The sequence below is a fragment of the Virgibacillus oceani genome (genome assembly GCF_041521345.1).
GTDB classification, from domain to species: Bacteria; Bacillota; Bacilli; order Bacillales; family Amphibacillaceae; genus Virgibacillus_N; species Virgibacillus_N oceani_A.
In genome coordinates this window covers 1-13,596 of sequence record NZ_JBGOHB010000042.1, presented here as the reverse complement: position 1 = coordinate 13,596, position 13,596 = coordinate 1, and the positions used below count along the sequence as shown (strand labels likewise).

The 13,596-nt window shown below is 40.9% G+C and carries 7 protein-coding genes; 4 read left to right on the top strand and 3 right to left on the bottom strand.

What is annotated here, in order from left to right:
• Positions 1 to 140: 140 nt before the first annotated feature.
• The 3 genes from ACDX78_RS21050 to ACDX78_RS21040 all read left to right on the top strand — a co-directional run bounded on the left by ACDX78_RS21050 (position 141) and on the right by ACDX78_RS21040 (position 4,261).
• Positions 141 to 1,472, top strand: coding sequence for a short-chain fatty acid transporter (locus ACDX78_RS21050; protein WP_486030491.1), 1,332 nt, complete (start codon positions 141 to 143; stop codon positions 1,470 to 1,472).
• A gap of 17 nt (positions 1,473 to 1,489) precedes the next feature.
• On the top strand, positions 1,490 to 3,016 hold the full coding sequence (locus tag ACDX78_RS21045) for a class I adenylate-forming enzyme family protein (RefSeq protein ID WP_486030489.1): 1,527 nt from the start codon (positions 1,490 to 1,492) through the stop codon (positions 3,014 to 3,016).
• Positions 3,017 to 3,079: 63 nt separating this feature from the next.
• Entirely contained in the window at positions 3,080 to 4,261 is a 1,182-nt protein-coding gene (locus ACDX78_RS21040; protein WP_486030488.1) for a thiolase family protein, read from the top strand.
• 424 nt (positions 4,262 to 4,685) lie between these two features.
• On the opposite strand, the gene ACDX78_RS21035 is transcribed toward ACDX78_RS21040, so the two are convergent.
• From ACDX78_RS21035 to ACDX78_RS21025, 3 genes are all read right to left on the bottom strand, one after another.
• Complete coding sequence (locus ACDX78_RS21035; protein ID WP_486030486.1) at positions 4,686 to 5,726, bottom strand: M14 family zinc carboxypeptidase; 1,041 nt, start codon at positions 5,724 to 5,726, stop codon at positions 4,686 to 4,688.
• A 355-nt stretch (positions 5,727 to 6,081) separates the two neighbouring features.
• A complete protein-coding gene (locus ACDX78_RS21030) occupies positions 6,082 to 8,337 on the bottom strand; it encodes a M14 family zinc carboxypeptidase (RefSeq protein WP_486030484.1) in 2,256 nt (751 codons plus the stop codon).
• 346 nt (positions 8,338 to 8,683) lie between these two features.
• On the bottom strand, positions 8,684 to 12,331 hold the full coding sequence (locus ACDX78_RS21025) for a S8 family serine peptidase (protein ID WP_486030482.1): 3,648 nt from the start codon (positions 12,329 to 12,331) through the stop codon (positions 8,684 to 8,686).
• A 525-nt stretch (positions 12,332 to 12,856) separates the two neighbouring features.
• On the opposite strand from ACDX78_RS21025, the gene ACDX78_RS21020 reads away from it, so the two are divergent.
• Positions 12,857 to 13,489, top strand: coding sequence for a hypothetical protein (locus ACDX78_RS21020; RefSeq protein ID WP_486030480.1), 633 nt, complete (start codon positions 12,857 to 12,859; stop codon positions 13,487 to 13,489).
• Positions 13,490 to 13,596: the final 107 nt, after the last annotated feature.

The window sequence follows — 13,596 nt, the reverse complement described above, 5'->3', positions numbered from 1 at the left end:
GAAGCCCCTCCTTGTTAGAAAATTATCAATCAATTGACAGAAAAACTGCAGTCTGTCAAAATCAATGAAAACATTACAAATAGTTTAAGTTATATAAACTTAAAACTCAATGAAAGCGTTAACGGCAAAGGAGGAAAAAAGTGCTTAGAGCAGTTTCAGACAAAGTCAGATTAGTTGTAGAAAAGTTTTTACCGAGTGCATTTATTTTTGCTATTTTACTAACCTTTATCGTGTTTATCATGGGGCTTTTATTTACTGGTGAAGGCGTATTAGATATGACCACTCATTGGTATAATGGATTTTGGGATTTCCTTGAATTTACAACCCAAATGATATTGATACTTATTACCGGCTATGCATTGGTTAAGGCACCCCCGGTAGAAAGATTGCTGATTCGCATTGCTTCGAAACCAAAGACGCAAGGCTCCGCTATTGTTACAACAATGTTAGTTTCTGCAGCAGCTGGATACATTAGTTGGGGGTTAGGGTTTGTATTAGGAGCTTTATTTGCGATTGAGGTTGCGAAACGTTTGCCAACGGTGGATTTCCGTATATTAATTGCAGCTGGTTATAGTGCGGTGGTGGCAATTTTGCCTGCAGGAATTACCCTTACTGCACCACTTCTGGTTAATACACCGGGGCATTCCACTGAAGAATCAATTGGACTAATTCCACTCACGGAAACGATTTTCAGTCCAACAATGCTTCTCATCGCATTCGTCGGATTAGGAGCAGTTATTTTTGCTTATCTTAAAATGATGCCAAAGGAAAAGGATGTTGTCCCTTTCAATAGTGAAAAAAATGGGGAGGACGTGAAACCTGCAATAAAAGTAGATAATACGATCGCAGAAAAATTGAACCACAGTAAAATTTTAAACTATGCAACGGTTGCATTAGGTTCTTTATGGATTATATTGTATTTTGTCAATAACGGGTTTAACCTGGAACTTAACATTCTTAATTTTATGTTCATTGTTTTAGGGTTAGCCTTACATGGATCGGCAGAAAGTTACTTAAATGCTGTAATCAGTGGAATGAGTGCTGCAGGAGGCATATTAATTCAATTTCCTTTCTATGCAGGAATAATGGGCATGATGGCTGGTTCAGGATTAATCACCATTATTTCGAAAACGATTGTATCATTTTCAACTGATTTTACGTTTCCGATATTTAGTTATATTGCAGGAGCGATAGTTAACATGTTCGTTCCTTCAGCAGGTGGGCAATGGCAGGTTCAGGGGCCTATTATGCTGGAGGCTATACAATCTTTAAACCTGCCGCCATCTGTAGTAGTAAATGCAGTATCTGTTGGCGACATGACGACGAATTTATTACAGCCATTTTTCGTTCTGCCGGCTTTAGGATTATCCAAGCTAGGGCTGAAAGATATTTGGGGATATTGTTTTGTTGCATTTGTAATATTATTTCTCATTTCAACGACTGTGTTTCTTGTGACACCTTTATTTCTATAAAAAGGATGGATATATAAATGCTTACACATGGTAATATGACAATTTATACGTATTTGGAGAAACAGGCAAAAAAATATGAGGGAAAGCCATTTTTATATTTTGAAGATCAAGTCATCTCTTATGAAGAAATGTTTAAAAGAGCAAATCAAACTGCTGCATGGCTTGAAGAAAAAGGTATCACTAAGGGTGATGTGGTTACTGTGATGATCAAAAATTGTCCTTCCTTCTATGATGTGTGGTTTGCTTGTGGTGCATTGGGAGCAGTTCTTCTTCCTATTAATACGGCTTCCACAGCATCTGAATTAGCGTATTTTCTGGAGCATTCGGAAAGTAAAGGGATCATTTTTGATAAAGAACTGGTTTCAAATGGACACAGAGAAGTCATGAATGAATGCAACCTTTTGTTTGAACAGGAATTAACCGAAGCATGGATGGGCGAGCTAAGAAACGAGAGTGGAGATACACATAAAAAAGAAGTTGGTGCCTCTGATGTAGCCGGCATATTATATACATCGGGGACGACAGCAAAACCAAAAGGTGTCCTGATCACCCATGAAAACTATTTATACGCAGGACATTCCTCTGTTCTTTATCAACAGTTAACACCAAATGACAGGTATTTAATCTTTTTGCCACTGTTTCATGTCAATTCCCAGTATTATACTTCCATGTCTACATTGGTGGTAGGGGGATCGATTGTTCTGCTGGAATCGTTTAAAGCATCTGCTTTCTGGGAAACGGTAGATAAGTATAAGCCCACAGTGACAAGCTTAGTAGCCACTATTATAAAAATATTAATAAGACGTGAACCATCAGCGCTTGAGAAAAATAATAGCATTCGTCATGCAGGATATGGCTTATTTGTTCCAACTAATGAGGTCAATACATTCCAAGAAAGATTTGGTATTAAAATATTTCAGTGGTTTGGAATGACAGAATCAATTACTACTAATATTACCAATCCAATCTATGCTGATATGCCGGAAGATAAAGAAACCGGAATTTTATCAATTGGAAAAGCAGGTCTTGGTCAGCAGGTGAAAATAGTTAATGAACATAGAGAAGAACTTCCTTTTGGAGTAGTGGGTGAAATTACTATAAAGAGTCCCTCTTTAATGAAAGGTTATTACAAAAATGAGGAAGAAACCATGAAAACATTAAAGGACGGATGGCTATATACGGGAGACAATGGTTATATGAACAAGGAAGGTTACATCTGGTTCATGGATCGTAACAAAGATATGATTAAAAGGGCTGGAGAAAATATTTCTTCTGTAGAAATTGAAAATGTAGTATCAGAGCATCCTTCCGTTAGTCATTGTGCTATCATTGCGGCTCCAGACGAAATAAGGGAAGAAAAAGTCGTAGCTTACATTGAAACAGAAAATAAGGATTTAACTGAGGAAGATATTAAGAAGTTTTGTAAGGAAAAACTTTCGAGCTTTAAAATACCGGAAGAAATTTATTTTGTTGATTCGTTTCCCCGAACTTCGATTGGAAAAATACAGAAGAACTTGCTAAGGAAAAAGCATGAAGATAAATAACAGATGAAATTATTTTCTTCCACCAAGGAAGCTTACGTCAATATATTGCATGGAGGTAGTGTAATGTCAAAAATATATATGATAGACGGTGCTAGAACTGCATTTACATCGTTTGGCGGTTCTTTTGTAAATAAAAATACCACGGAGCTGGGCACTGAAACAGCGAAAGAAGCAATGAGCCGTTCTAAGGTGTCCCCTGAACAAATTGACCAAGTGATTTATGGAAATGTGATTCATTCTCAGACCAATGCTGCATATGTAGCGAGGCATATTGGGCTTCACAGTGGCATACCAATTGAGACGCCTGCAATGGTACTAAATCGCTTATGCGGTTCTGGACTGCAATCCATTGTTTCAAGTGCGCAGGAAATTTTATTGAATGATGCAGAAATCGTTTTGGCAGGTGGTGTAGAAAATATGTCGCAGGCCCCTTATGCCAATTTTGAACAACGTTTTGGCGGTTCAAAAATGGGAGATTTTAAGTTTGAGGATATGCTTCCGGCTACCCTACATGATGAATATACAGGCCAAGGAATGGGAATGACAGCTGAAAATTTGGCTGATAAGTATAGTATTTCACGTGAGGAACAGGATGAGTATGCTGTGCTTTCCCATCAACGTGCTCAAAAGGCAACAGAGAAGGGGAGTTTTAAAGAGGAAATCACGCCCGTTGAAGTGAAGCAGAGAAAAAATAAAGTTACAGTAGATACGGACGAACATATTAAAGCCGATTCATCAGCAGAAAAGTTGGGAAAACTGCCAACCGTGTTCAGGAAAGATGGAACCGTTACGGCTGCGAACGCTTCAGGAATTAATGATGGAGGGGCAAGTATGGTTATAGCTGGTGAAAATGCAGTAAAAAAACATCAACTGAAACCGATGGCAGAGATCATTTCCTGGGCAGTAGCGGGCGTTGACCCGAATATTATGGGGATCGGTCCAGTGCCTGCAATTCAAAAAGCATTGAAAAAAGCCGGATTAACCTTGGCTGATATGGATCTCGTAGAAGTAAATGAAGCTTTCGCGGCTCAATATTTAGCAGTTGAAAAGGAATTAGGACTGGATCGTGAAAAAACGAATGTGAATGGCGGTGCTATCGCATTAGGGCACCCTGTCGGAGTAAGCGGAACGAGAGTAGCGCTGTCTGCTTCCTATGAATTGAGACGAAGAAATGGCCAGTACGTAGTGGTTAGTTTGTGTATTGGTGGCGGCCAGGGGATTGCAATGGTAATAAAGAATGTTTAATAGAATGCTGATTATCCAAGGTTAGAGTGAAATGCAAAAAGAAGAGGGCAGGCGTAGCAGGTCAAAATCAAGGCCTGCTACGTCTGCCCTTTATTTATATTGGTATAGGAAATTATAACTTTTAGGGTCTGTGGATATTTTTTATAGGAATAGCCACGTCCAGCTCCAGCGCCCAGCGACTAGCTGACTTCCTTCACCTCCGTGCGCGATAAGTCAACATCGGCTCCTTACGGGTAAAGGAAGGCCGACTAACTACGACCTTGCCGGTCAACGTCGGCATACCCCCGATGCGGGGGCATGTTTCCTTTATCTCCTGCGGAAGGAATGATCAGTTAAAACCGCCGCTTTGCGCGGCAACACTGATCCACCTGGCATGGCCAGGCGCAGTCCGTACGTCGCTAAACGGGCGCTTGCGCCTTTGTTCCTACTGCTCCCGAATATCTTCCTGTACCGGCAATGTGTCCCAGAAAGAAATATCCTTATCTTCAATGGAACCATCCCCAATAGCTCTGGCGGAAGCGTCCATTGCTTCGTAAGCCTGTTTAATTAAATAGCCATTGCTTTTCTGTCCTAAAACTTCGAAGTCAAATGCATTATCTTGCGTGCCCCGCATTTCGAACAGGAATGTTGAAATGTCATAATTGGATGCTATACCATAAACACCAATTTCTTCACTGTAAGCTGAACCAGGTCCTGCATAATTTGCAAGGAGCCCCCATCCTTTTGGCTCGATTCTGTCATAAACGACAGTGCCTAACTGCTTTGACTTTTTTAGTACCGCCGGATCGGTATAATCTTCATGCGGAGGGAAGATAGCACCAGATACGAAATTCCCATCTATTACCCACTGTGCCCCCTGATGATGCAAATCCATCATATAGTCTATATCATACTTTTCCAATACATTTTGGTGTAAAGCTTGTGTTTCCGGCTGCGTTTTGTCAGCATGGTCACGGTTTAAATCTACTTCATTTGCATTATAACGCGTTAAATTACGATCGCCAGTAACCGCATAATCTTCCAATGGATAATCGACATCCCCCATGGATCCATCCGCATTATACATAGGAATAAATAATAGATTTACATTTTCTGTTACACCCTTTGTTTTACCGGTTCCCAGATGCTTGATGAATTCAAGCATTCCTTCCGTAACCAACGCTTCATCTCCATGCTGCTGTGCTAGATAAAGGATTGTTGGATTATCAGGATTTTTCATATATTTGACCAAGTGGATATCCCGTTCTTTGACTGTCTGACCAATTACTTCCAATTCCATATCATTTTGCTTTTTCTCCTGTTTTTCCAGATAGTCCTCCATTTCTTCGTACGTATGAAGGATGGATGTATTTACTGTTTCATTGCCTCCATAATTAGGTCCATTCCCTTTTGCTAAGATGGGAGCAGCGGCTCCTCCAATAACAAATGTCATACTAATAAGCACGATCAGCAATTTTTTAATCATGTAATTCCTCCCATAGTTCTTTTTATTCCCTAACACAATTCGACAAATGTTGACACATTCCCTCCCGTTTAACTAAAAATAGGAAATAGGTCTTAAATGACAAACTGAAATAGAGATTAATTAACTATTTAAAAAAGCACGGTTGTTTGGAAGAAGATTACTGAAGAGATCTATTATATGTATATAGCAATCATTTTGCTTCTTTTTTTCATTTTCAAGTTTCTAATTAATAAAATCAAGCAGCATAGATTTGGCAGCTGGTTGTTAAAAACAACCATGTAAACTTAACATCACATCAAAAAAAGCCCACTGATTAAAATCAGCAGGCATGAATTCACTATTCTAATCTATTAACTTATGGTAGCAAGATTGGAAAGCCTTGCGTAGCTCTGCCGAACTGCAAAGGAAATTCATAAGAAAGTTCCTTATTCCCATTATTAAACGTAATTTCTACATCATATGTTTTTCCTTGAAAACCAATCTGGTTTCCGAAAAGATTCAGATGATAGTCTCCATCCTGACCGAGTTGACGGATGTCATTATATTGATCGCCCTCTGTGAAAGATGCAAATTCTGTATCACCGTCATAAATGGTTACACGGACATCTTCCATATTTTCCTGGATGCCTTCCTCTGTTAAAGTAGCAAATCGAAGAGGGATGGTACTGCTCGTGCTCCAGCTATCTTTTGCAGTGACAGCTCCTTTTAGTTCCAATACAGGCTGTAACTCAATGTCAACCGTTTCTTCTTGTCCAAAACCATCGATCTCTACCTCGACTTGCTGTTCATATCTTCCAGGTGAGGTCACTGTAATATCATAAGGGTCACTATCCAACTCAGGTTTTTCGCTCGGCAGCACAGTCCATTCGAAAGAACCCTCTGCTTCTAAAGAACCTTGCTGTGTTTCTTCTACTGTTTGACCTTCCCATGCTCCAGTTAATGGAACATCAAATGACGATTCAAATTCCAACTGTGCTTCAAGCGCTTCTCCGGTAAGTTTGTCCGTTACATTTCCATCAATTATGCTGCCATGTTCTTTCGCCTGTTCTATGCTATACATAAATGCAGGCAGGTTTCTCTCATACAGCTCTTCCATTCCTTCACCCTGAAAAGCCTCAGCTGTTAAAGTAGCTGTTATTTCTTCACCGTCATCCATGGCACTCAACATGCTCAAACCGGAGGATCTCTCTATTCCGATCGCCGGAATATCTACACCGGCACTACCAAGCGTACCTTCAATAAAGCCGGAAGTGTTATTGTAAAAAATGACACCAATTGCTCCGGCCGCTTGGGCATTAAGTGCTTTTTCCCTAAAAGTGCCTTCACCGCGTTCGATTAAAGCAATATTTCCATTCACTTCCGCTGGAAAATCTGCAGCGTCTATTCCTTGGCCGCTATCCACGACAAGTCCTTCCTGGCCATCCAGTTCAGGTGAATAAGTCAACAGTCGAGCTTCAAAAGCATCATTATCTGTTTGGACACCTGGATAACTATATCCCTCATATGGCGGGATAAATTCAGTAGCACTTTCAAATGTAAAACTAATGCCGCGCATTGTTCCATACATCCAGTCCAGGTAATCACCGCTTTGCGGATATAAGCCCATCGCTGGAATATCAGCGTAACCATTAAAGTCAGACATTGCCGCAGCCATGATTTCAATCTCCGGATCAGGGACTACGTCATATTTATGTGCCCATGGGTAGAGAATGAGCTCCCCATGTGTATGACTTGTAATCGTTGTAATGACATTTCGCTCCAAAAAGAAATCCCGCAATGCTGCTGTTTCGGGTTCACTAAAAGGATCTGTTCCCCGGTACGTATTAGAGTCAGTATTACCGGAAGAGCCGTTATCGCTGCCCCATAAATAAGAATGGTTTCTGTTCAAGTCTACCCCAAAGGTACCGTCCCCGTTGTCAACACGGTTTTTACGCCACATCCGGTAATCTTCATAAGAATGAATAAAACCGTCTGGATTGACTACAGGAATGATCCACGTTTTAATATCATCCACGACTTGAGTTACTTGATCATTTTCACCATATCCATCAGTAAGGTGATGAGCTAGATCCATTGCCATCTCACCGGTAGGCCATTCTCTGGCGTGATAAAGTGCCATGTGTACACTTTCAGGCTCCCCGGTCTCACCGAGAGAGTCACTGATCTCTAAGGCATAGATAGGATTTCCCTCGCGAGATTCACCAATCACATGTAATGCAGCGATATTCGGATATTGTTCGGCAATTTCATGCAGCTCTTGTTCATACTGTTCAAATGAACGATAATCTTCATCAGAAGAAAGCGTATTCATTTTAGCGCGAGGAGCCTCTTCATTTAAATCTTCTACTAAGATGTCATACGCTATGTCTTGTTCAGATAAATATTCCTGATCAAAGTTATGCAAGACGATTTGGACTTCCTTATTTACTGGGTCATAATTAGTGACATCCATACCAGCACCAACTAATTCTTGCATTTGTTCCTCATCATCCAAATACGCTACTACAAGCGGTACTTCCGATTCATTTGCTGCTCCCCCTTCACTTTGTGCGAATACGGAGACAGGAATTAAAAGCGACATTACCAGTAGAATGCTTAAAAATTTCTTCAATATAATCCTCTCCTCGTTTTAGATATTTGATACACTCTCAAATCGCTTCCTCATTTTCCCTATCGTAGTTCTGTGTCGAAACTTTAGCTCTTCCTTGTACTTAATCTGAGAAGTAGCTTTGGAGTTAATTTTAAGGTTTTAATAGCGCCCCTCCTTCCTTAAGTAAATGCTATATGTGTTAACGTATCTTCCTGAGGGAACTGAAGATGACGTTATCACAGCAAAATATTAACTTTCAAAATACTTATTTAATAGCTTGGGTATTGCATATATAAAAGCCAGCTAGTCCATTAGTGAAATCATTTTTTGATAAAAGTGCGCTTCGCAATGCAAAGCACACTTAAGTTTACTCCCAATACCCGACAACTGTATCACTATCAGCCTTCAAAAACGCATAAGCTTTTTCAGAAATCTGACCCTGATCCAGCTGATGATCGAGCAGCAAATTAAAGCTATCCATATGACGAATCACCTTAGAAGCTTCACCTTGATTTTCATACTGGTTCACTGCTGTCAAGTGTGTTTTTAACTGACGGGCACTCGCTTCTTCTTCAAACGCTCCTTCGTCTTCGAAACGCTCAATATGCGTGATCATGCTGTCAGCTGTAACAGGAACACGGTAAGCACGGATGATATCCTGTTCAATACTGTTACCATCAGCATCCCATGCTTCGATTTTTATTGAGACAAAACCGCTGTTTTCAGGTATGTTTTCATGGTTGAGTGGTGCACTGAATTCTCCATCACCCAACTGCTCCACACCCTGTAGTTCCTGCCAACTGTCTCCATCATCGTAGGATACAGAAACAGTTGCTCCTTCAATGGCAGGTGATTCAGCCCCTGGCTGGTGATTTACTTCAAAATTCACATCACCATCGCCATCACGTTCTGCCGCATTATAGATATTCAGATCCAGATCATAATCAATAAACAGCATAGGAGCAGCCTGCTGCTCATCCTCCCCTGGCTCATTCACGCCAAATTCCCAATTTGTCAGCGTGTAGGAGGAATACGGCGACCATGCTTTATCTGCATCCATTTCAAGCTCCAACCTTATTTCGGAGTCATCAGCATCTAATGGAAATGTTCCTCTAGGCCGGTCTGTTTCTTCCACCAGTTCGTCGTTTTCATAGACTCGGAAGACAGGGTTAGCATCCGGTGCACCAGTGGAATAATGTCCATCCGCATCTGTATATTCATACAGGAGAACTTCCAGGTCGCCATCTTCGCGATAGACTGGTGAGTTTCCTGGAATAATACCTGGCTGGATTGCTTGTTTGTACCAGTTTCGTTCGTACTCTCCTACTTCAAATTCCTTAATATCATGCTGTAACTGAATGCCACCCGGCCATTCCTCGCTTGGGGCTATTTGTGAACGGTACGTTGTATCATCAGCAACAAAATACTCCATTCTTTTCACAGGCAGCTCCATGTTTGTACCTACTGCAAACGAACCAAACTCATATGGTCTCCATTTATGCTGGAACCTCAAGTACTCTTCGCCCGGCTGCTGCGCATAGTATTTTGTATCAAACTGGGCAAGATCGTCATTTGCAATTTCATAGTGTGTATCTGACACAATGGCATCTTCCAGCACTAAATTATAATAAGCGTCTGGTGAGAGAAACTCCCACTGAGTGTAGAATCCGAATTCTCCCAAAGTGATCGGTTCTGTTGGCGTATAGGCAAACACATCAAAATTCGCATCGCCAATAAAACTGTAACTGCTCGTAATGGAACCGAGTTCTTCTGCCGCTCGGTGATACGTCAGCCCTAATCCATCCAGCTCAGCTTCATCCTCTATTTCTACTGTAACCGGGTATGCATCACTGCCATCCAATGTGACTTTCGTATCTTCATAGACTTCCACCATAGGTTCGTTGATCATGGCCACTTCACTTGTAACAGTTGGGTCATCAGCAGATTCGTACGTATACAGCATACTGTTTATGTTATACGTACCAGCTTCAACCCGAAAAGTGATTTCTCCTTCATCCTGCTCCGTGAAAGTAACGTTGTAATCGCTGAAGATAGTAGAATCCATGGCATTCATGACACTCACTCGGCTTGGCCCCATTGGAACCTGGTCATTTCTGGTAATCCCTTCAATCGCCAAATCATAGGATTCCGGTTCTTTATAAAATCCAAGCGGCGTATGAATCAGCACTTCGTCATTATTGGACTCAGCCGTAATATAACCACTATACAAACCGAGCTCACCCAAAGAAGGATCAACAGTAACTTCAAGCTCTGCAGTCTCTCCTGCTTCCACTGTTATTTCTTCATCGGATAGTTCGATCATATCCTCAGGCAGCGTAAATTCATCCGATGTCTGTACATCAACTGAAAGCTCCAAAGTGACGTCCTCATCTGCCCCGTTTTGATAAGTGATCGTATCTGTTACAGGATCAAGGTCATCATGCGGATATTCGAAAAAGCCCATATCCAATGTGGCCGTTTCAGAAAATACATCCTGCGTTAATGCGCGCTCCGCATCAACAAGTCCACCGCCTTGCTCAAACACGGTATAGTCTTCATTTGGTCCAGCTGTGGAAACAAGTGCTGATTTTACCATGTCAGCATTAAAATCTCCTTCTTGCTGCTGTTTTTGCGCATATAATGCCGCTGCACCAGCAACATGTGGAGCGGCCATCGAGGTGCCATTCGCTGCTGTGTAATAATCATCAATTGGCGTCCCCATAGACGTGCCCTCTGCTCGTGCTGCCTGAATAGCTACGCCAGGTGCAGCAATATGCGGTGTGATCGCATAGTCTCCGGTTCTCGGCCCGCGACTAGAGAAGCTGGCCAATTCTCCATCCTTATCGAAAGCAGCAACTGTTAATGCATAATCAGCAGCGCCTGGTGATGTTACTGATTCATCCCCTGGGCCAGAATTTCCTGCAGAAATAACAAACAGAACATTATGCGCTTCACTGATTGAGTCTACTGCTAGACTCATAGGGTCTGTCCCGTCCGTAACGCCTCCGCCTAAGCTCATATTAAGAATGGATGCACCTTCCTCGGCTGCCCATTCCATTCCTTCAATAATATCGGAAATAGCACCGCCTCCAGCTTCATTAAGCACTTTTGCATTGATCAGGTCGGCACCCGGAGCTACCCCTTGACGTAATCCGTCAGATGCATCTCCGCTCCCTGCAATCGTAGCAGCAACGTGGGAGCCATGCCCGTGCAAGTCATCTGCTGTATCATCTGATGAAAAGTTCTGTGACGCAACGACTTTTCCATCCAGATCAGGATGTCCTTCATCAATACCTGAATCAAGCACGGCAACTGTCAGCCCAGTGCCATCGTATCCTGCTTCCCAAGCTTCAGGCGCACCAATTTGTGGAACACTGTCTTCCAGTTCCACTTCCACTATTTGATCCAGATGAATTTTGTCTATACTGCTGAAAAGATTTGTGCTTTGTAGTGTGGTGTTATCTTTTGTTGTAAATAAATCATTGGTGAAGGATGCTGTATCATCTTTGGAAATGTCTGTTGCCAATCCATTAATACTTGGCAAATTGCTGGAATCTGATAGTGCATTGTCTGATGAGCTCATGCTTTGAACAGACGCGCTATCCTCCAGCGTAATAATGAGGGGGATAGTTTCGCTTTGTGCATCATCATAGCCCTGCTCTATCAAACTGGTAATATTAAAAAGTTCCTTATCCATTTTGTCGGGAATATATGGAAGCATATCATCGGGAATGACATATAAATCTTCCCCGTCGACTTCCATTTTCTCAAAGTTTGCTTCATACCCATCCCTTTCTGCAGGTTCAATATTTACAGCCTGCTGTCCGTTGTCGTATTGCTGTACTTCCACCCGGTCCCCGGTTATTAATGTTATGGTGTAGCTCTCGTCCACCGTTTCAGAAGCAGCAGTATCCTCTAGCGTGCTTAACTGAAATGAATCAGATAGGGTGAAGCCAACAATAAGTGATAAAATCAGCGTGAACACACTAGTAGTTATGACCGTCTTCCATCTCATCGTAGATCAACCTCCTCATGATTTTAACTTTCTTAAAATCTTCCCAGGGTTCACCTTCTACGAACTTGTCCGTCCTTTCAACACAGACATGTGCTTTTGGAAAGGACAATTGCTAAGACATTTAAACGAAATTAACCACCTCCATATGTCTTACTTGTTCTCTCTCAAGTTAGCTGCCTATGTCGAATCATGATGTTGTATAAAGTATAAATGAAAAAATTGGAAGTTAATATCCGACAGAGTATTCATTTTTAAATGTTCAGAAAACTGGTAGTAAATTACTGGGTTTATTTACAAATTAGTTAATAAAAACCAATTTTGGTGGCGCTTTTGGGCTAGGAATGGGTAGATTGGGAGAGGCGGAGATTTTTTTGGTTGTGGTGGGTGGGTATATTGGGATGTGAGTAAACTTAACAAGTAGAACATAGGGAAACACATAAATTCATGACAGATATTGATAATATATCTGAATAAAAGTAAAATAGAGATAATAAAGTATTTTTAAGTGGGGGGGAGGGATACTAATTGGTAAATAAGCATGCCTATGGTGTGTTTGAAATAAAGAAAGGAATAATATTTCGAAAATCAGCATATCTGCAATGGGGGACAGCAACAAAATCTATTGGAGCAGTTCTATTACTGAATCCAGGAGAGGCAAAACCGTCTGACACTAAAATTTTAAGAGAAGGAATTATTCAGCAGCATCAAATAAATGTAGACCAGACAATGAAGCAAGTAATAAAGCTTGTTGAAAAAGTATATGGGATGAGTGAGTTGAGCGGCAGGGTTCACATTTATAACCTATTTTCAATAAGGAATACTAAAAATAAGGATGCAATTAGTTGTTTTGAGCAATTAGCAGAGAGTAACGTAATTGATCCTTTAGAAGTTATTCCAACTAAGGAAGAATTGCAAAAACATCCTTGGATATGTTGCAGCTGGGGGATTAATAGTGAGAAAAGATACAAACATCTACAAAAAATTAAGTCTGTATGGACGAATGATATATCATTAAGACCATTGCCTTTTTTAAGAGAGTTATCTATGGAATCGTATTTAGTAGAAAATGAGAATATACTCAAGCTTGATGAAAGTGATTTTTCTGATATATCTATAATTGATGTTGAATTATCTTTAAGGTTAGCACCCAAAAACTAAGGTTTTTATTTTAATTTACAATCCCAATCCATAAAAAAAGTATTTTCTTTGGTTCAGAAGTCTATTTTTTATTTTGAAAAAGAAATCCCACCACTTTATACGGTGGC

Bases quoted from the DNA above. Each gene is read 5' to 3' on its own strand.
- ACDX78_RS21045 (WP_486030489.1), top strand. From the start codon at position 1,490: ATGCTTACACATGGTAATATGACAATTTATACGTATTTGGAGAAACAG.
- ACDX78_RS21040 (WP_486030488.1), top strand. From the start codon at position 3,080: ATGTCAAAAATATATATGATAGACGGTGCTAGAACTGCATTTACATCG.
- ACDX78_RS21035 (WP_486030486.1), bottom strand. From the start codon at position 5,726: ATGATTAAAAAATTGCTGATCGTGCTTATTAGTATGACATTTGTTATT.
- ACDX78_RS21025 (WP_486030482.1), bottom strand. From the start codon at position 12,331: ATGAGATGGAAGACGGTCATAACTACTAGTGTGTTCACGCTGATTTTA.